The organism is Burkholderia alba, from assembly GCF_034721475.1.
In the GTDB taxonomy this organism is placed as follows: domain Bacteria; phylum Pseudomonadota; class Gammaproteobacteria; order Burkholderiales; family Burkholderiaceae; genus Burkholderia; species Burkholderia alba.
Genome location: NZ_JAWJWL010000036.1, coordinates 1 through 17,516, shown reverse-complemented (window position 1 = coordinate 17,516; position 17,516 = coordinate 1). Strand labels below are relative to the sequence as shown.

Sequence of the window (17,516 nt, the reverse complement as noted above, 5' to 3'; positions counted from 1 at the left end):
ACGATTGATCGCGTCCGCGCGCCAAGCCATGAGTCATATTCGCTTTCTGGCCTTATTTTTCGATTCTTACGGCCTTGCCGGGGAGGGCGCCTGATGGATCTCGGATTCAATCCGAACCGGATCGCCAACGCATCCGCGTGGCGGGTCCTGCCGAACCGCTGGGACTTCATTGCGTTCCCGCTGATCATCTGCATCATCGCGATGGCGGCGGTCGGCTTCCACCAGACGATGGCGCCCATCGCCGTGCTGGACACGCAGAAGATCTCGCTCGATCCGTCGAACCTGCCCGAGTACGCGTTGCGCACCACGCTGCGGATGCTCGCCGCGATGGTCGCGTCGCTCGTCTTCACGCTCGTCTACGGCACGCTCGCGGCAAAAAGCCGGCGCGCCGGCATGGTGCTCGTGCCGATCCTCGACATCCTGCAGTCGGTGCCGGTGCTGGGCTACATCTCGTTCACGGTGACCTTCTTCCTCGCGCTGTTCCCGAGCCGCGTGCTGGGCGCCGAGCTGGCCGCGATCTTCGCGATCTTCACGAGCCAGGCGTGGAACATGACGTTCAGCTTCTATCAGTCGCTGCGCACGGTGCCGCGCGATCTCGACGAGGTGTCGCGCGGGTTCCACCTGACGTCCTGGCAGCGCTTCTGGAAGCTCGAGGTGCCGTTCTCGATGCCGGGCCTCATCTGGAACATGATGATGTCGATGTCGGGCGGCTGGTTCTTCGTGGTGGCGTCCGAGGCGATCACGGTCGGCAATCACACGATCACGCTGCCGGGCATCGGCGCGTATCTCGCTCAGGCGATCACCGATCAGAATCTGCACGCCGTCGGCTGGGTGATTCTCGCGATGACGATCGTGATCCTCGCGTACGACCAACTGCTGTTCCGTCCGCTCGTCGCGTGGGCGGACAAGTTCCGGATGGAGACCACCAGCTCGGGCAATGCGCCGGAGTCCTGGCTGCTCGACCTGGTGCGCCGCACGCGGCTGATTCACCAGCTGCTGGTGCCGGCCGGCTGGCTGTTCGCGAAGGCGGCCCGGATTCCGCTGCGGCTGCCGTCGTTCGGCGGGGTGCGCTTCGCGCTGCCGCGCGTCGAGAAGAAGGCGTCGCGCGTCGCCGACATCTGCTGGGCGATCCTCGTGATCGCCGGCACGATCTACGTGGTGTGGCGCGTGATCCTTTACGTGCAGACGGGCGTGTCGATGGCGGAGGTCGGCCACGTGTTCGTGCTCGGCCTCATCACCTTGTTGCGCGTGATGCTGCTGATCGTGATCGCGTCGGTGATCTGGGTGCCGATCGGGGTCTGGATCGGCCTGCGCCCCGCGCTCGCCGAGAAGGTCCAGCCGATCGCGCAGTTCCTCGCCGCGTTCCCGGCCAACCTGCTGTTCCCGGTGTTCGTGATCGTGATCGCGCGCTTCCACCTGAACGCGGATATCTGGCTGTCGCCGCTGATCGTGCTCGGAACCCAGTGGTATATCCTGTTCAACGTGATCGCCGGCGCGACCTCGTATCCGAACGACTATCGCGAAGCCGCGACCAACTTCCGCATTCGCGGCTGGCAATGGTGGCGCCAGGCGATCCTGCCCGGCATCTTCCCGTACTACATCACGGGCGCGATCACCGCGTCGGGCGGCGCGTGGAACGCCAGTATCGTGTCGGAGTTCGTCCAGTGGGGCGACACCAAGATCGAGGCGCACGGCCTGGGCGCCTATATCGCGCAGACCACGGCCGCGGGCGATTTCCCGAAGATCATCCTGGGCATCGCCGTGATGTCCCTGTTCGTCACCTTGTTCAACCGTGTGTTGTGGCGTCCGCTGTACGCCTATGCCGAAGCGAAGCTGCGGCTTGATTGAGACCGATTGAGAGCGAAACGCGATGCAAAATCCGAATGCTGTAAACGCACCCGTTCAGACGTCGTCGGCGCCCACGCGCGTCGACGAGGAAATCCTGCGCGTCGATGACGTGAGCCGTGGCTTCAACAAGACGCAAGGCGAGCTGCTGGTGCTCGACGGAGTCAACCTGTCGCTGCGTTCCGGCGAGATCGTCGGCCTGCTCGGCCGCTCGGGATCGGGAAAATCGACGCTGCTGCGCATCATCGCCGGGCTGATCGAGCCGACGGGCGGCGACATCACCTATCTCGGCAAGCCGCTCGACGGTCCGGCCGAAGGCGTCGCGATGGTGTTCCAGACCTTCGCGCTGTTCCCGTGGCTCACCGTGCTGCAGAACGTGGAAGCGGGCCTCGAGGCGCTAGGCGTCGGCGCGCGCGAGCGGCGCGAGCGCCCCCTCGCCGCGATCGACCTGATCGGTCTCGACGGCTTCGAGAACGCGTATCCGCGCGAGCTGTCGGGCGGGATGCGGCAGCGCGTGGGCTTTGCCCGGGCGCTGGTCGTCGATCCGACGCTGCTGTTGATGGACGAGCCGTTCTCCGCGCTCGACGTGCTGACGGCCGAAACGCTGCGGACCGACCTGCTCGATCTGTGGACGCAGGGCCGGATGCCGATCAAGTCGGTGCTGATCGTCACCCACAATATCGAGGAAGCCGTGTTCATGTGCGACCGGATCCTCGTGCTGTCGTCGAATCCGGGCCGCGTGATCGCCGAGATCAAGGTGCCGTTCAAGCATCCGCGCAATCGGCTCGACCCCGCGTTCCGGCGTCTCGTCGACGACATCTACGCGAAGATGACCGCGCGCCAGACGGAGACGACCAAGAAGGGCCTGGAGCTGGGCAGCTGGCTGCCGCAGGTGTCGACCAACCTGATGGCCGGCCTGATCGAGACGCTGGCGGCGCCGCCGTATCACGGCCGCGCGGACATGCCGGAAATCGCCCGCACGCTGCATCTGGAGGTCGACGATCTGTTCCCGATCGCCGAAGTGCTGCAGCATCTGGGCTTCGCGGACGTGCGCGAGGGGGACGTGTTCCTGACGCCGCCCGCGCGGGTGTTCGCCGAATTCGGCACGCAGGAGCGCAAGATGATGTTCGCCGAGCATCTGCTGCGCCACGTACCGCTCGCGGCGCGGATCAAGAAAGTGCTGAACGAGCGGCCGGGCCACCGCGCGCCGCGCGTGCGCTTCGAACAGGAGCTGGAGGATTTCCTGTCGGACAGCGCCGCCGAGGAAACGCTCGACGCGGTGATCGACTGGGGCCGCTACGGCGAGATCTTCTCGTACAACGACCAGACCGAGATCTTCAGTCTCGAGGACGTCGAGATCTGACCGTCAGGCGGGCGCGGCGATCGCGGCCGCCGATCGAGTACGGATACCCGGCCGGGCGGCCGGGTTCATTGCAGGTTGCTCCAGCGGTCCACCGCGGGTTCCGCCGACGCCCATTTCCATCCTTGCTGCTGCTGGCATGCGCTCGCCATGAACCAGTCGGCGCGCTCGCCGTCCTTCACCGAGAACACGAACTCCTTGCAGAGCGCGAGCGACGTCGAGAACGCGCGCGTGACGCGCACCTCGCCTTCGCCGTTCTCGAGCGGTACGCGGTTCTTCACCTTCCACGCGTGGGTTTCGCCGACCGCGAGGCCGCCGGCGACCTGCGCGATCGCATTCTGCTGATTTTCGTGCAGCGCCTTCATCGTGCGGTTGACCGCTTCGTCGGTCGCCGCCTGCACGGCGATGCCCACGCCCACGCCGACCGCCGGATTGGCGGTCACGAGGCCGGTGGCCGCGCCCGCCAGCGCGCCGCTGGCGGCGCCCACCGAACCGCAGCCGCTCAGGCCTGCCGACGCGGCGGCCAGCAGCGCGGCGGCCGCGCCCGCCAGCACCGCGCGGGAGACGCTCATTGCAGCGCTCCCCAGCGCTCGGTCGCGGGTTCGGCCGATGCCCATTTCCAGGTCGGACCGTCGCGGCAGAGCGTGGCGACGTAGAACGCCGATTGCGCGGCGGCCTCCTTGGTTGCGGGACTGTCGACCGAGAACACGATTTCCTTGCAGTCGAGCGGGCCGACGCTGATCAGGCGGCTCACGGTCACGCGGCCGCGTTCGTCTTCTTCGATCGGAAAGGTGTGATGGGTCGCCCACGGCGCGACGCCGCCGACGTCGAGCGGGCCGGCCGCATTCGCGATCTGCGCCTGCGAGTAGCGGTGCGCGACGCGTTGCGTGTATTGCACGCCCGCTCGCGCGCCGGCAACGGCGCCGAGGCCGATGCCGGTCGCGGCGGCGGCGTTGCTGGTGACTTTCGATGCGATGGCGGCGCCGGCGATGCCGGCGCCCGCCGTCGCCCCTTCGCTATAGAGCGAGTTGCAGCCGGCGAGCAGTGTCGAGAGAGCGGCGACTCCGAGCAAGGCCCAGGTCGTCAAACGGCGCTGTCGCGGTTCGATGCGATGGTTCATCCCTGATTGCGGTCCTGTCTTCGTGCGCCGCGAGCGTCGTCGATGCGGCGTACGGCATCATTGTTCTGCAATTGTCTAAGGTGAAATGCAAAGAATTGACAAACGCAGCCGGTGGATCGGCGGCGCACAGTGTGGGGGAAACGCGCTCGCAAGGGTCGCATCGTTACAAATTGAATGTAATTGTTACCTTGGCGCCGCGGATTCCCACCTAGACTGAATCTCTATGGACTGTTTCAACGACGGCGAAATGCCGCTCCGCTCATGAGACACCCCGCCATGCGGCGCCCCAGGCGCCCTCGCCAAGGGCCGGACGCAAGGCCCGGTCCCGCGCAGCCGGCTTCCGGGCCGGCTTCGTCCGCGCCCGCCGGGCCGTCTTCCGACCCGCCTGCCGACGGCGACCACAATCAGGGCGGCGCCCGTCCCGAAGGGCTCGACTATCAGCGCGATCTGGGTTCGGAGCAGGACGCCTGAATGCGTCGCGGCCGCCGTCGCCGTCCGTCCATCGTCTGAAGTGAATCGTCGAAAGCGGGATACCGCCGGCCCGAGGCAACGGGGCCCGCGTCCCGCTGCCCTTGTCGATCCAGCAAAGGAGGTGAAGCCGTAATGAGCAGATTGATCGTGGTATCGAATCGTGTGGCGGCCGGCCAGGATGCCCGCCCTTCGGCGGGTGGGCTTGCGGTCGGCGTGCTCGACGCGCTGCAGGAAACCGGCGGCGTCTGGTTCGGCTGGAACGGCGAGATTGCCGGCGCGCCCGGCGAGCCGGCGATCCAGCAGGACGGCAACGTCACCTACGCGACCGTCGGCCTGACGCGCCGCGACTACGACCAGTACTATCGCGGCTTCTCGAATGCGACCCTGTGGCCGGTGTTCCACTACCGCGGCGATCTCGCGCGCTTCGACCGCCAGGAGTACGCGGGCTACCTGCGGGTGAACGCGTCGCTGGCAAAGCAGTTGAGCGTGCTGATCGAGCCCGACGACATCATCTGGGTGCACGACTATCATCTGCTGCCGTTCGCGCACTGCCTGCGCGAGCTGGGCGTGAAGAACCCGATCGGCTTCTTCCTCCACATCCCGTTCCCGACGCCCGAAATCCTGCGTGCGGTGCCGCCGCACGAGGAACTGGTGAAGTTCATGTGCGCGTACGACGTGGCGGGCTTCCAGACCGAAGCCGACAAGCAGGCGTTCGTCGATTACATCGAGCGACGCGGCCTGGGCATGTCCAGCGACGACGGCATGCTGCATGCGCACGGTCGGATGGTGAAGGTCGCCGCGTATCCGATCAGCATCTATCCGGACGCGATCGCGAAGGCGGCCGTGCAGCACGGCGCGCGCAAGCCGGTGAAGGCGCTGCGCGAGGCGATGGGCGGCCGCAAGCTCGTGATGAGCGTCGACCGGCTCGATTATTCGAAGGGGCTCGTCGAACGCTTCCAGGCGTTCGAACGGATGCTGGCCAACGCGCCCGGCTGGCAGGGCCGTGTATCGATGGTGCAGATCGCGCCGCCGACGCGCTCGGACGTGCAGAGCTATCAACGCATCCGCCAGACGCTCGAGGGCGAGGCGGGGCGCATCAACGGCCGTTTCTCCCAGCTCGACTGGACGCCGATCCAATATCTGAACCGCAAGTACGAGCGGAATCTGCTGATGGCGCTGTTCCGGCTATCGCAGGTCGGCTATGTAACGCCGCTGCGCGATGGGATGAACCTGGTTGCGAAGGAATATGTCGCGTCGCAGGATCCGGCCGATCCGGGTGTGCTCGTGCTGTCGGAATTCGCCGGCGCGGCCGCCGAACTGCAGGGTGCGCTGCTCGTCAATCCGTTCGACCTGTCGCAGACGGCCGAAACGCTCGAACGGGCGCTGTCGATGCCGCTCGCCGAGCGTCAGGCACGCCATGCGGAGAATTTCGCCTCGTTGCAGCGCAACGATCTGTCGGTGTGGCGGGAATCGTGCCTTTCGGACCTGCGCAGCGTCGCGACCGCCGTTTCGGTCACGCAGCGGGCGGGCCGGCGCGTCGCCAATGCATGACGCCGCGGCGGCACAGCGCTTTTTCGTCGTCACGGGCGGGCCGGGCTCCGGCAAGAGCACGTTGATCGATGCGCTGGAGGCGCGCGGCTACGCGCGTTCGCAGGAGGCCGGGCGCGGCGTGATCCGGGATCAGATGGCGATCGGCGGCCGCGCGCTGCCGTGGCTCGATCCGGCCGCGTTCGCCGACGCGATGCTGGGATGGGAGATGCGTTCGCACGGTCTGGCCCGGCGCACCGTCGGACCGGTGTTCTTCGATCGCGGCGTGCCCGACGTGCTCGGCTATCTGGCACTCGCCGGGCTGGCCGTGCCGGCGCACGCGCTCGCCGCCGCCGACCGGTTTCGCTATCACCGCACGGTGTTCGTCGCGCCGCCCTGGCCGGACATCTACACGCAGGACGCGGAGCGCAGGCAGGACTATGCGGAGGCGGTCCGCACCCACGACACGATGCTCGACACCTATGCCGCGCACGGCTACCGGCTGATCGAACTGCCGCGCGCGAGCGTCGACGCGCGCTGCCGCTTCTTGCTCGACGCGATCGCCGCGACCTGACGCGCGCAGCCTTCCTCCTGCGGCTCGCGCCGCCCCTTCAATCCCGGTTTTCCGTCAGCGGTCCGCCCGAATCAGGCGGGCCGTTGAGTCATTTCGGCATCGCTGTCGACGAGCGTCGGTGCTCGGGTCGGATCGAAATCCGACCAGCGGCCGAGCTGCCAGCGGCCGTTCGCCCGTTCGACGTCCTGGCCGCCCGCGTCAGCGAGCGCCAGCGCGGCGTCGCGTTGCGTGTCGGGGGTCACGTGCACGGCAACCAGCATGCCCGACGCGCGCGTCTCGTGATGCACGGCGTCTTGCCGGAGCGTACGCAAATGCTGCCGAGAAAAATCGCGCAGATGCACCGACCGGCCGATCATCGCGCCCAGATAGGCGCCCACGCCGGCCGCGCACAGCGCGATGACGAGCGACGGCGTGACGAGCGCGAACAGCGCGACCCCGCAGATCGCGCCGGCGACCGCGCCGATCATCGTGTGCCGGCTGGCGTGCAGATGCGCGTCGGGCGGCGGGACGGCGGCGGGGCTGAGGTGCTCCGACGCGTGGCGCGCGTGCTGGCCGCGCGGGTTGACGAAAAAGAGACTGACGTCTTCTGCGACGAAGCCGTGTTCGAACAGCCGCCGGGCGGCGGCTTCGGCGGCGGGCTGGGTCGTGAAGCGGGCGGCGACGATCAATGACATGGCACCCTCCTGACGGTGGCGAAAAGCCATCCGATACCCGTCGCCGGATGCGGCGAATGGAAGGTGCGGAGCCGCGCGGCGCGGGTATGCGTTGGACAGGCGGCGCGCGCCGGAGTGCGATCCGGCGTGCGCGAAGGCGGCTCAGAGCGCGGGTACGCTGCGCTGCGGGCGGATGCGGAACAGGCTGACGACGGCCGCCAGCGTGGCGAAGGCGGTGGCCGCGTAGAGGGCGACGGTCGGTCCGTGCTGCGGCGCAACGCCGAAGATCAGCGCGACCAGCGCGGCGCCGAACGTCTGGCCGGTCAGGCGGGCGGTGCCGAGCATGCCGCTCGCGCCGCCGCTGCGTTCTCGCGGCGCGGACGACAGGATCGCGCGGTTGTTCGGCGACTGGAACAGGCCGAAGCCCAGTCCGCACAGCCCCATTCGCCAGACGATGTCGAGCGGCGCCGGCGAGGCGCCGAGCGTCGCGAGCGACAGCAGGCCCGCCGCGAACAGCGCGAGCCCGATGCCGCCGAGCATGCCGGCCGAGTAGCGGTCGGACAGCACGCCGGCGAGCGGCGCGGCGAACACGATGACGAGCGGCCACGGCGTCATGTAGAGCCCCGTCTGCACCTGCGAGAAACCGAGGGTGTTCTGCAGCCAGAACGGCAACGCGACGAACGCGAGCATCTGCGACGTGAACGACGCGATCGACGTGCCGATCGACAAGGCGAAGATCGGAATCCGCAGCAGGTCGACCGGCAGCAGCGGCGCGGGCTGCACGAGCTGCCGCTTCACGAAGAAGTAGCCGATCACGACGGCGGCGAGCGCGGCCGCCGCGACGTAGGCATGGTTTTCGCCGTGTCCGAGTCCGTCGACCGCGACGATCAGCAGGCCGAACACGCAGGCGTTCATCACCGCGCCCAGGTAGTCGTAGCGCGCGTCGCGGCCCGGATTGGCGGGCAGCGCGCGCAGGCTGCCGAATACCGCTGCGACGCCGATCGGCACGTTGATCGCGAACAGCCACGGCCACGAGGCGACGGCGAGCACCGCCGACGCGACGGTCGGCCCGACCGCCGAGGATAGCGCGACAACCATCGCGTTGATCGCGACGCCGCGGCCGAGCTGTGAGGACGGATAGATCATCCGGACCAGCGCGGTATTGACGCTCATGATGCCGGCCGCGCCGAAGCCCTGGATCACGCGCAGCACCGCGAGCGAGGTCAGCGAGCCCGACAGCGCGCAGCCGAGCGACGCCGCGGTGAAGAGCGCGAGCCCCGCGATGTAGACGCGCCGGTAGCCGATCCGGTCGCCCAGCGCGGCGAGCGGCAGCAGCGAGATCGTCACCGCGAGCTGGTATGCGTTGACGATCCAGATCGACGCGGCGTCGGATGCGCGCAAGTCGCGGGCGATGGTGGGCAGCGCGACGTTCGCGATCGCACCGTCGAGCACCGCGAGCGTGATGCCGAGCGCGACGCACAGAATGGCCCAGTAGCGCTGGGGAAGGGGCAGGCCGGTATCGGCGTTCATGGCGGAACGGATGAAGTGGGCGGGGGGCGCGCGACGGAGCCGGGTGCCGGCACGATCGTTGCGCGCGCAACGGGTGGGCCAAACAAAAAGGCCGGGCGTCGAGCCCGGCCGGTGCGGCTTACTTCAATTCGTAGAGACCGGTGTAGGTCGCCGAGTCGATTTCGTTCAGATGGATCATGAAGCGCGCGACCGCGTTGGTCGTGTCCGCGGTGAGGGGCAGGCTGTCCACTTTCAGCGCATGCAGGCGGAAGATGTAGCGATGGGGCTTGTCGCCGCGCGGCGGCGCGGCGCCGCCGAAGCCGTCGTCGCCGTAGTCGTTGCGGACCTGCAGCGAGCCCGCCGGCAGCTGCGCGCCGCCCGTCGCGCCCGCGTTCGCCGGCAGGCCGGTCGAATCCGTCGGGAGGTTGAACGCGACCCAGTGCCAGAAGCCGCTGCCGGTCGGCGCGTCGGGATCGTAGACCGTCAGCGCGAGGCTTTTCGCGTCGGCGGGGATGCCTTCCCAGTGCAGCGCGGGCGACCGATTGCCGCCATCGACACCGAAGCCTGCGTGGTTGTACTCCTGCGCTTTCGGCATGAAGCCGTTCGCGGGAAACTCGTCGGTCCAGAGCCGGAAATCAGCCATGGGGGCCTCCTTGTAAGGGATCGACAGAATGACGCCTGCGCGCGGCGGCGGATGCGCGCGGCGCGCGGCGTGAACTGATCGAGTGTATCACCGGCGTTCGGATCGTGAAGCCGGGGGGAGGTGCGGCGCGAGCCGGCCGGCGGGCGTATCGGGCGGGCGTGCGATGCCGGTGGGCGGCTGTTCGCGCGCGGCGTCCGACGCGAGCCGCAGCGCGGCTTACGCCTCGAAGTCGAGACCGCCGATCAGCACGAGCGGATCGGCCTGCGTGCGCGAGCCGAAGTCGATGCCGCGCGCGTCCTGCCAGGCCGGCAGCTTCGCCGGCAGCGCGGCCAGATAGCGCTCGAAGCGCGCCGTGCCTTCCTCCTCCATCAGCCGTTCGATCTCGTCGATATCCCAGGTCAGCCCGATGTCGATCGGGTGGTCGTAGCCGCGCACGTGTTCGCCCGTCACGCTGACGATGCGGACCTGCGTCGGATGGCCGTGGCCGCCGTAGGGGACGACTTCGGTCCTGAGCCGGGCGTCCAGCAGGCCGGCGATCGCCTGCGCGATGCGCGGCGCGTAGTGGTGATCGAACCGGTAGGCGATCTCAGGGCTCATGTGGGTCTCCGTGATACGGAAAATCGTAGCATGGCGCGCGCCGACCGCGCATCCGGGACGAAACGAGGGCGCGCGGCGTATCCGGCGGCACGAGGCGCCGCACGGTGCTTGCGCGCACCTGTGACACGCGTAATGCCGGGTTACCACTTGCTGCATCTATTACGGTGGACAGCGGCCACACTGCGTTCCATCACGTACCACGTCGAGTGGAGAGCATCATGAAGAAGATCGCGGCAGTTCTGGTGTTGGCCGGCAGTCTGGCCGTCGCGGGTCCGGCTTCCGCGCACGATCGCGGCGGCGCCATCGTCGGCGCGCTGATCGGCGGCGCCGTGCTGGGAGCGATCGTCACGTCGGCGCTGAATCCCGCGCCGCCCGTCGTCGCCTACCAGGCGCCGGTCTATCAAAGCGCCCCCGTCTATCAGAGCGCGCCGGTCTATCAGCAGGCGCAGTATCAGCCGGCGCCGGCCTATTCCGGCCCGCCCCCGGGCTATTGCTACGACCAGTATCAGCGCGCGTACGTTGCGTGCGGCGCGGCGCCGTCGGGCGGCGGGTATGGCGGCTACGGCAACTACGGGTATGCGCAGCCGCAGCCGGCCGGCTGGTAAGCGCCCGGGCGGATGCGGGATGTGCCACGGGCCGCGCAATCGCGCGGCCCGTGGTGTCTGTGGCGTGGATGCAATCGGGTGAGCGTGCCGGCGGGTTGCGCCGTGCTTATCCGTTTTCATGCGCATGTCCTGCCGGCGATCGCCATTCCGGTACGCGTCGCCGCCATCCGGTTTCGCGTCGCGATGTGCGTCGCTGCAGATGCGTGACCCAGCGCTTGTCTTTGCGCGGCTTTCCTTGCGCTGATCTCACGGCGGCGACAGGACTCATCGCCTCGGTGTCGATGCACGGGGCACTCGATGGTGTCTTTAGGGTGGAGCGGCGTCTGCATGCGCGATCAGATACGTGTTGCTGGTGTCGACGATGCGTGGCTCGATGCGGAGCAGGTTCGTCTGACGCAGATCGACGTGCTGCCGCCCGGGATAGCCGTGATCCGGCGGGTAAAGGGCGGAAACGTCAGATCGGGCGGCGTGGCCGTCGACGAGATCCGGAACGGAGGATCTGCCATTCCGGTGTGTTCGACCGGGTCCGTGCGAGGCGTCGATGATGCCGACGCGAGCACGCCGGATGGGGCCCGGGTTCGTCGGGTCGGCGCGCGGCGGGCGCCGGGCCGCTCGCGCGACGCGATACAACTTGTTGCAAATCCGGCGTTTAGTGACGGCCGCCGCCGCCGTGTCCGCCGCGACCTCCACCGCCGCCTTGCCAGGTACCGCGGCCGCCATGTCCGCCGCCCCAGCCGCCGTTGCCGCCGCGCCAACCGCTGCCATGCCAGCCGCGGTCGCCGCGCCAGCCCCGATCGTAGCCTCCGCCGCTCCAGATGTTGATGGAGCCGTAGGCCGGCGCGTAGCCGGGGCCGTATGCATAGCCATCCTGATAATAGGGCTGCCCGTAGCCGTAGCCGCCGTCCGGCACCGCGACGCAGCCGGCCAGCGCGGCGACCGTTCCCAGCGTTGCAAGCAGTTTGAACATGGTGCTTCTCCTGTCGTTCTACCTAGGAAAGCCGCGGAAAAAGCGAGTTCGAAGCGAATTGTGTCCGCAGATTACAATCGCGTAAGTTGATTCGGCGTGGCGGTACGATGCCGTTGCTACGATGCATCCCTCACTGTCAGGAGTTCTTCCATGAAAATGAAATTCGTTTCCCGATTCGCACCGTGGGCGCTGTGCGCGGCGCTGGCCGGCGTGGCGGGCAGCGCCGTCGCGGCGTCGCCCGCGGCGGGCGTCGATAATGCGCTGACGCCCAGGGTGCCGGCCGAGGACATCAAGATGTTTCCCGCCGCGCAGCCGGGGCAGACGCGCGTCGTGATCGCGTTGCCGGCGGAGCAGGTCGAAAGCGATATCCGCGTCGAGCTGATCATCGGCAAGACGATGCAGGTGGACTGCAACCAGCACTGGTTCGCGGGCAGCCTCAAGCAGGAGACGGTGCAGGGGTGGGGCTATTCGTACTATCGGCTAGCCGATCCGAAGGGCCCGGCGTCGACGCTGATGGCGTGTCCGGGGCGGCCCAATCAGGATGACTTCGTGCGGGTACGCGGCGACGGTTATCTGCTGAGCTACAACAGCCGCCTGCCGATCGTCGTCTATGTGCCGAAGGGGTTCGACGTGCGCTATCGCCTGTGGCGCGCATCGAACGAAGTGGCGAGGGCGGTCGAGCAGTAAGGCGCAAGCTGGCGCAGGCGGCGTGAACGCGCCGGCGCCTTGGCGTTACGTCAGCGAACAGCTGAGCCAGTCGCGGATCCGGACCGCGTCCGCGAGGTGGTCGCGCGATCCCGGCGCGCCGAGCAGTACGACGTCGACCGGCCGTCCGTGAATCACGTAGCGGATCACGACACAATGCCCGGCTTCGTTGATGAAGCCGGTCTTCTGCAGCGTGATGCGTGCATCGCCCGCGCGCACCAGCGCATTCGAACTGACGTAAACGAGCCGGCCCTTGCCGGGATAGACGATCCGCGATCGGTCCGCCGAGTATTGCCGGATCGTTGGATAGCGGTGCGCGGCCGCGACGAGCTTCGCGAGATCGCGCGCGGTCGAGACATTGCGCGGCGACAGGCCGGTCGCATTGACGAAATGCGTATTCACCATCCCGAGCGCGCGCGCCTTGCGGTTCATCGCCGCGACGAATGCGGGGCGTCCGCCGGCGTAATCGCGCGACAGTGCCGCCGCGGCACGATTCTCCGACGACATCAGCGTGATGTGCAGCATGTCCTTGCGCGACAACACCGAACCGACCTTCAGCCGCGAACCCGTGCGTTTCTCGTAGTCGCGGTCCTGTGCCGTGACGCGCACGCGTCGAGAGAGCGGCGCGTGGCTGTCGAGGGCGACTACCGAGGTCATCAGTTTCGAGATCGACGCGATCGGCACGATGCGGTTCGCGTGCTTTTCAGTGAGCACGGTGCCGGTCCGTTCGTCGACGACGTAGACGACGCGCGAGCGCAACAGGTTGCGCGACGCCTGCGTATAGCCGCAGGCCTGCAGCAACTGCGGTCGCGCGCCGGCGATGCGGGCGGCCTGGCCGCGCTTCTTGCCGGGCGCGTTCGCGTGCAGCGCGGTTGCGCGGCGTTTCGCGGGTTTGGGTGCCGCGGCGTGCTGTTTCGAGCGGGCGTGCCGATATTTCTTTTTTGCAGTCTGCTTGGCCGGCTTGATGTGAGGCTTGCGGGCCGCCCGGCAGTGCTTGCCGTGGGAGGCGGTTGCCTTGCCGCACTTCATGCCCGCCGCCTGGGCCGGGGCGGCCGCGCCCGGCAAGACGCTGGTGGCGAGCCAGAACAGCAGCGCGAACGGCAGGAAGTAGCGGATCGAAGCGAGCGGTCGACGGCGGGAGGAGCGGATCATGAGCGGCGAGACGGTGCGGTGCGAAGGCGGCGTTGCGGGGTAGGACAGGATACCGGCGGATAAATTCGGGGAATGGCCGTTTTCAGTCGGATGCGGCGCGGATTCGGGCTAGTCCCAGAAGCTGCGTACCGCGACGGCGACGATCACCGGGACCGAAAACACCAGCGGAATCGCGAAGTACGGGGCTTCCCGATCGACGATATAGCTGTAGATCACCCAGCCCGCGCCGAGGCCGAACGTGACGAGGCCGGCGAGGATGGCGACGAGATTCAGCATGAGATGGGTCCTGCGCCGGGATTTCGTCGCGGTGTGCGGATCGGGGGGCGGCGAGGGTGAGCGCATGGTGGATCGAAAGGGTGACGGGCAATCGAAGGGAATCCGGCTGGCTGTCGGCGCGGACGCGCGCGGCGCCGTGCCGTGCCGCCGGCCATCATGGCAGCAAAGCGCGTCGCCGCGCAAGGCTGCGCGGCATCAGAAGCCGTGCGTCACCAGCGAGAGCACCGACAGGTCCGGATGCGTGCCGTCGATGATGCTGCGCCCCACCCGAACGGCATCCCGGGCCGCCTCGTCGAGGCCGCTGAAGCGCTCGTCGCCGTCCGCGCGAAACGGGACGGTGTGATCGGGGCGCGCGGGGTCGACGCCCGGGTGGCAGACGTAGCCGGTGTAGGTGTAAAGGGCGGCATCGGCTGCCGTCGGAATCGGCGACACGTGGATCTCGAAGCCTTCGTAATCGACTTGTCGGGCGAGGAGCGGCGGTTCGGACATGACGGTCTCCGTTTGCCGGGCGCGTGGGTTCGCGCGGCGTTGTATGGGCGATGGGCGGCCCGTTGCACTGTTGATAAAAGTCTAGGTGATGTTGGGAGGAATGAGGGGATGGGGGGCGGTTGGGCGCTGATTCGCGGGTAATGGAAAGGCTGCGGGGAACGGTGGCGGTGATCGGTTCGACGCAGGCGGTGGAAGGTGCAGCGTATGACGGACACCCCGGCCGATGTTCACGGATGCCGCGGTCGACGACGGGGTGCGTGCGATGTGGAACGTCTCTTCGCCGACCGGTTGGGCGAAGGGGGATCGCTATGGGCGAGAATGAAGTGATCGGCTAGGGAGGCCGAGGGTTGAGCACAGCGAGGAATATCCGGTTCGACGCGGAGTCGGACATCATCTCGATTCCCTGCCGTCAAACCGGGCTGGCTTATCGGTGTCGGCGTGCTCTGGTTTGAAGGAAGCCGAGATCAGCAATGACGCCAGCGAGGTTCCGCCGGCGCGTGAACGGTCGGCGACTTGCAGGCAGGTTGGGCAAGGTTGGGAGATCGACTGGTCCCGACAGAATTCATATCGCTAGGCTGATAGTGCTTTTTCGGCTCCACTCGTTCCAAGATACCAACAAAAATACCAACAGATATCTAAGCATAGGCTCGATCGGGGGGCGGGGCTAGCTGTACGCAACCACGCAGCGGACCCGGAAGCGAAAAACTCTGGAGATTTGGAGACAAGAACTCGTTTCCTCCTGTCAACCTTGTCTGGTAAGGCTGCGGCTATCTCCAAGTCTATCTCCAGAACACACATTTTCTTGGAGATAATGTTGGAGATACATCGATAAGTGCATGGCGATCGTGCGGCTGCTTTACGAGTTGCCTCGCAGTCTGGGACGTTGCGCGCAAAAGAACTCCCCGCACCGCCGCCTTCCGGCGCGTGAATGGTGGGGCATGGATTTTGTATTACTATGCAGGCGAAAGTTGGGGCGTCGATTCGGGGGGCGATCTTGCGGGAAATCGCTCGATGCCAACTTAAGATATTGGGAAAGTTCGATGAAGACAGAGAATGCGATTAATTTGGCAATCGAAAATATCCTGAAAGAAGGGTTGACCGACGTGGAAGTATTCACTCGGCCGTTTGAGGTGGATTTGCTGAAAAATCAAGATATCTTGGATGAGGTAAAGGCGAACATAAAAACGACTCTAAAGGAGTCTCAGATTAAGGGGATGGGCTTTACTCCGATATCGCATATTTTAGTGCCAAAGAAAGAGCTTTTCGATTTTAGGAAGTGCGCAATTATTGAGCCGGTGGATGAAGTGAGGTATTTGTCTCTGGTGCTTCAAATTGCGGATCTGATTGAAGTCAAGAGACCGAATAAAAGTAAAAATAATGTATTTTCTTACAGATTTCATCCTTCCAAGGGATATTTGTTTGATCAAAAATACAACTACACTTCATTTAGAGAGCACGTTTCAAAGAAGTCGAGGCAGAGGAATGTAAATGTCGTTGTCTCTTGCGACATTTCTAATTTCTATGATCGATTGAATTTACATAGACTTGAATGCATTCTTTCTTCGAATCCGAAGATTGATAAAAAGATAATTTTCCAAATCAATGAACTTTTGTTGTTTTGGTCTGGCCGGGATTCGTATGGTCTCCCGGTTGGTTCCAATGCAAGCAGAATATTGGCTGAGGCTGCTTTAATAGAGGTCGATAATTTTCTGACCTCTCATAAAATCTCATACTGTCGATTCGTTGACGATTTCAAGTTGTTTGCTCCTGATGCGGCAACCGCTCACAGGTGGCTGGCACTTTTGGTCGATCGACTTTCCAAGGAAGGGCTGTTTCTTAATACGGGGAAAACACAGATCAAGGATGTGTCTGTCGTCGCTGAGCCCGAGCCCGAGGCAGAGGCGGAGCCTGAGGCAGCGGTAGCAGCAGAGGCGGACGGTCAAAGCGAGGATGAGCCTGCCAAGTCATCCGATCCAGTGTCGGAAAGAAATCGAGACGAAGTTGCGCGTATCATTAGAGGGTATTCTGGTCTGATCCCAACAAAATTCAGGGCACTTACTGCGTCTGAGCTTAATAGACTCAGCAAAGAGAATATATCGGATCGGCTTGATAAGATTTCATCGTCGGTGCTGATTGATCCAACGAATTTGGTTGCGTTGGTGAAGTCGTGTGTCGCTAAGGCTGCCCCTGTTGGGCTGATGGAGGTTGTTAAGAATCTTAATAAATTCCCGCAATTCATCCCATACGTGATTGATGCGATTATCAAGAATGAGAGTATTTTTGATGACTCGCACGTAGATGAATTAAGTGGGTGCTTGTCATATTGGCTTGATAGGGATCACGCTCCGGAGTTTGTATCGATATTCGTGATCAGATTTTTTGGTCATGGGAGATTCAAAAGCAAGTCCATGTTGATGGAGTGCTTCCGGAGGCTAAGGCGAAATGACGGGAGCTATATCGGTCGGGCGCTCTTGGAGCAATTGGAGCCAATTGTTGAGCGTGGGGAAGTTATTGAAATCAGAGATTATTTTGTAAGGGCTGATCAGTCGGAGCGGAGGCAAATATCGAAGATGGTGGATATCCACCTAACGAAAGGCGAGAAGCGACCATTTTTCAAAAATTCACTGTCTCAGTCGCAAGATATTTTTTTGAAACACATGGAGAATTTATTCTAATAATTAAAAGAATCGGTCGACTGCTTCGGAGTGACTGTAGGCAGTCAATCAGACAGTCGGTCGGCCATCGCGTGTTCCGCTCTTCGTTGTTCTTTTGATGGAATGCATGCCGGATGAGGGCTACTTCGTGAAAAGTAACTTTGACCGGTTAAGTTCTACGTTGCGTCGCGTATCCGCATGATCGTCTGGCGGCTTGTGCCGTAGCGCTTCGCGAGACTCGCTACGCTCGCCCCTGCGCTCAGGTGTCGACGCACTTCGCCATGCTGCTGCTTGTTGATTTCCACAGAGTCTTAACCCACCGATTTCATCTAAATCTGACCCACCCCGAGACAGCGTAGTACATCTATT

The 17,516-nt window shown here is 64.9% G+C and carries 18 protein-coding genes and 1 pseudogene; 8 read left to right on the top strand and 11 right to left on the bottom strand.

Annotated features, from left to right (window positions below):
• The first annotated feature begins 93 nt into the window (after window positions 1–93).
• Entirely contained in the window at window positions 94–1,848 is a 1,755-nt protein-coding gene (locus RZR99_RS28230; RefSeq protein WP_323123068.1) for an ABC transporter permease, read from the top strand.
• 22 nt (window positions 1,849–1,870) lie between these two features.
• Entirely contained in the window at window positions 1,871–3,208 is a 1,338-nt protein-coding gene (locus RZR99_RS28225; RefSeq protein WP_323123067.1) for an ABC transporter ATP-binding protein, read from the top strand.
• 65 nt (window positions 3,209–3,273) lie between these two features.
• Here the strand turns inward: RZR99_RS28225 and RZR99_RS28220 are convergent, their stop codons facing one another.
• Together RZR99_RS28220 and RZR99_RS28215 are read right to left on the bottom strand one after the other, a co-directional pair.
• Window positions 3,274–3,777: a hypothetical protein gene (locus RZR99_RS28220; protein WP_323123066.1), complete on the bottom strand. Its 504-nt coding sequence runs from the start codon at window positions 3,775–3,777 to the stop codon at window positions 3,274–3,276.
• Entirely contained in the window at window positions 3,774–4,325 is a 552-nt protein-coding gene (locus RZR99_RS28215) for a hypothetical protein (RefSeq protein ID WP_323123065.1), read from the bottom strand. Before RZR99_RS28215 ends, RZR99_RS28220 begins: the two co-directional genes overlap by 4 nt.
• Before the next feature lie 276 nt (window positions 4,326–4,601).
• On the opposite strand from RZR99_RS28215, the gene RZR99_RS28210 reads away from it, so the two are divergent.
• The 3 genes from RZR99_RS28210 to RZR99_RS28200 all read left to right on the top strand — a co-directional run bounded on the left by RZR99_RS28210 (window position 4,602) and on the right by RZR99_RS28200 (window position 6,897).
• Window positions 4,602–4,796 carry a hypothetical protein gene (locus tag RZR99_RS28210; protein ID WP_323123064.1) on the top strand — a complete coding sequence of 65 codons (195 nt, stop codon included), beginning with the start codon at window positions 4,602–4,604 and terminating at the stop codon, window positions 4,794–4,796.
• A gap of 132 nt (window positions 4,797–4,928) precedes the next feature.
• Window positions 4,929–6,347 (top strand): alpha,alpha-trehalose-phosphate synthase (UDP-forming), encoded by a 1,419-nt coding sequence (otsA, locus tag RZR99_RS28205; RefSeq protein WP_323123063.1) that lies wholly within the window; start codon window positions 4,929–4,931, stop codon window positions 6,345–6,347.
• Window positions 6,340–6,897 carry an AAA family ATPase gene (locus tag RZR99_RS28200; protein ID WP_323123062.1) on the top strand — a complete coding sequence of 186 codons (558 nt, stop codon included), beginning with the start codon at window positions 6,340–6,342 and terminating at the stop codon, window positions 6,895–6,897. The genes otsA and RZR99_RS28200 overlap by 8 nt, the downstream gene beginning before the upstream one ends.
• A gap of 71 nt (window positions 6,898–6,968) precedes the next feature.
• On the opposite strand, the gene RZR99_RS28195 is transcribed toward RZR99_RS28200, so the two are convergent.
• The 4 genes from RZR99_RS28195 to RZR99_RS28180 all read right to left on the bottom strand — a co-directional run bounded on the left by RZR99_RS28195 (window position 6,969) and on the right by RZR99_RS28180 (window position 10,299).
• Entirely contained in the window at window positions 6,969–7,571 is a 603-nt protein-coding gene (locus RZR99_RS28195) for a glycine zipper domain-containing protein (protein ID WP_323123061.1), read from the bottom strand.
• Window positions 7,572–7,712: 141 nt separating this feature from the next.
• Window positions 7,713–9,080 (bottom strand): MFS transporter, encoded by a 1,368-nt coding sequence (locus RZR99_RS28190; RefSeq protein ID WP_323123060.1) that lies wholly within the window; start codon window positions 9,078–9,080, stop codon window positions 7,713–7,715.
• A gap of 118 nt (window positions 9,081–9,198) precedes the next feature.
• Window positions 9,199–9,702: a YbhB/YbcL family Raf kinase inhibitor-like protein gene (locus RZR99_RS28185; protein ID WP_323123059.1), complete on the bottom strand. Its 504-nt coding sequence runs from the start codon at window positions 9,700–9,702 to the stop codon at window positions 9,199–9,201.
• A gap of 216 nt (window positions 9,703–9,918) precedes the next feature.
• Entirely contained in the window at window positions 9,919–10,299 is a 381-nt protein-coding gene (locus RZR99_RS28180) for a DUF5594 family protein (protein ID WP_323123058.1), read from the bottom strand.
• A 218-nt stretch (window positions 10,300–10,517) separates the two neighbouring features.
• Here RZR99_RS28180 and RZR99_RS28175 point away from each other — a divergent pair, with 218 nt between their 5' ends.
• Window positions 10,518–10,904 (top strand): ecotin precursor, encoded by a 387-nt coding sequence (locus RZR99_RS28175; RefSeq protein ID WP_323123057.1) that lies wholly within the window; start codon window positions 10,518–10,520, stop codon window positions 10,902–10,904.
• A 649-nt stretch (window positions 10,905–11,553) separates the two neighbouring features.
• Here the strand turns inward: RZR99_RS28175 and RZR99_RS28170 are convergent.
• A complete protein-coding gene (locus RZR99_RS28170) occupies window positions 11,554–11,871 on the bottom strand; it encodes a hypothetical protein (protein ID WP_323123056.1) in 318 nt (105 codons plus the stop codon).
• A gap of 156 nt (window positions 11,872–12,027) precedes the next feature.
• Between RZR99_RS28170 and eco the strand changes: the two genes are divergently transcribed.
• Window positions 12,028–12,558, top strand: coding sequence for a serine protease inhibitor ecotin (eco, locus tag RZR99_RS28165; protein WP_323123095.1), 531 nt, complete (start codon window positions 12,028–12,030; stop codon window positions 12,556–12,558).
• Between the two features lie 45 nt (window positions 12,559–12,603).
• Here the strand turns inward: eco and RZR99_RS28160 are convergent, their stop codons facing one another.
• From RZR99_RS28160 to RZR99_RS28150, 3 genes are all read right to left on the bottom strand, one after another.
• On the bottom strand, window positions 12,604–13,728 hold the full coding sequence (locus RZR99_RS28160) for a serine hydrolase (protein WP_323123055.1): 1,125 nt from the start codon (window positions 13,726–13,728) through the stop codon (window positions 12,604–12,606).
• Window positions 13,729–13,836: 108 nt separating this feature from the next.
• On the bottom strand, window positions 13,837–14,070 hold the full coding sequence (locus RZR99_RS28155; RefSeq protein ID WP_323123054.1) for a hypothetical protein: 234 nt from the start codon (window positions 14,068–14,070) through the stop codon (window positions 13,837–13,839).
• Window positions 14,071–14,199: 129 nt separating this feature from the next.
• On the bottom strand, window positions 14,200–14,493 hold the full coding sequence (locus RZR99_RS28150; protein WP_323123053.1) for a hypothetical protein: 294 nt from the start codon (window positions 14,491–14,493) through the stop codon (window positions 14,200–14,202).
• Between the two features lie 836 nt (window positions 14,494–15,329).
• On the opposite strand from RZR99_RS28150, the gene RZR99_RS28145 reads away from it, so the two are divergent.
• Window positions 15,330–17,168 carry an RNA-directed DNA polymerase gene (locus RZR99_RS28145; protein WP_323123052.1) on the top strand — a complete coding sequence of 613 codons (1,839 nt, stop codon included), beginning with the start codon at window positions 15,330–15,332 and terminating at the stop codon, window positions 17,166–17,168.
• A gap of 155 nt (window positions 17,169–17,323) precedes the next feature.
• Here RZR99_RS28145 and RZR99_RS28140 read toward each other — a convergent pair.
• Window positions 17,324–17,434 (bottom strand): annotated as a pseudogene (locus RZR99_RS28140) (helix-turn-helix domain-containing protein); the annotation flags it as partial.
• Window positions 17,435–17,516 lie beyond the last annotated feature (82 nt).

Bases quoted from the DNA above. Each gene is read 5' to 3' on its own strand.
- RZR99_RS28230 (WP_323123068.1), top strand. From the start codon at position 94: ATGGATCTCGGATTCAATCCGAACCGGATCGCCAACGCATCCGCGTGG.
- RZR99_RS28225 (WP_323123067.1), top strand. From the start codon at position 1,871: ATGCAAAATCCGAATGCTGTAAACGCACCCGTTCAGACGTCGTCGGCG.
- RZR99_RS28220 (WP_323123066.1), bottom strand. From the start codon at position 3,777: ATGAGCGTCTCCCGCGCGGTGCTGGCGGGCGCGGCCGCCGCGCTGCTG.
- RZR99_RS28215 (WP_323123065.1), bottom strand. From the start codon at position 4,325: ATGAACCATCGCATCGAACCGCGACAGCGCCGTTTGACGACCTGGGCC.
- RZR99_RS28210 (WP_323123064.1), top strand. From the start codon at position 4,602: ATGCGGCGCCCCAGGCGCCCTCGCCAAGGGCCGGACGCAAGGCCCGGT.
- otsA (WP_323123063.1), top strand. From the start codon at position 4,929: ATGAGCAGATTGATCGTGGTATCGAATCGTGTGGCGGCCGGCCAGGAT.
- RZR99_RS28200 (WP_323123062.1), top strand. From the start codon at position 6,340: ATGCATGACGCCGCGGCGGCACAGCGCTTTTTCGTCGTCACGGGCGGG.
- RZR99_RS28195 (WP_323123061.1), bottom strand. From the start codon at position 7,571: ATGTCATTGATCGTCGCCGCCCGCTTCACGACCCAGCCCGCCGCCGAA.
- RZR99_RS28190 (WP_323123060.1), bottom strand. From the start codon at position 9,080: ATGAACGCCGATACCGGCCTGCCCCTTCCCCAGCGCTACTGGGCCATT.
- RZR99_RS28185 (WP_323123059.1), bottom strand. From the start codon at position 9,702: ATGGCTGATTTCCGGCTCTGGACCGACGAGTTTCCCGCGAACGGCTTC.
- RZR99_RS28180 (WP_323123058.1), bottom strand. From the start codon at position 10,299: ATGAGCCCTGAGATCGCCTACCGGTTCGATCACCACTACGCGCCGCGC.
- RZR99_RS28175 (WP_323123057.1), top strand. From the start codon at position 10,518: ATGAAGAAGATCGCGGCAGTTCTGGTGTTGGCCGGCAGTCTGGCCGTC.
- RZR99_RS28170 (WP_323123056.1), bottom strand. From the start codon at position 11,871: ATGTTCAAACTGCTTGCAACGCTGGGAACGGTCGCCGCGCTGGCCGGC.
- eco (WP_323123095.1), top strand. From the start codon at position 12,028: ATGAAATTCGTTTCCCGATTCGCACCGTGGGCGCTGTGCGCGGCGCTG.
- RZR99_RS28160 (WP_323123055.1), bottom strand. From the start codon at position 13,728: ATGATCCGCTCCTCCCGCCGTCGACCGCTCGCTTCGATCCGCTACTTC.
- RZR99_RS28155 (WP_323123054.1), bottom strand. From the start codon at position 14,070: ATGCGCTCACCCTCGCCGCCCCCCGATCCGCACACCGCGACGAAATCC.
- RZR99_RS28150 (WP_323123053.1), bottom strand. From the start codon at position 14,493: ATGTCCGAACCGCCGCTCCTCGCCCGACAAGTCGATTACGAAGGCTTC.
- RZR99_RS28145 (WP_323123052.1), top strand. From the start codon at position 15,330: ATGGCGATCGTGCGGCTGCTTTACGAGTTGCCTCGCAGTCTGGGACGT.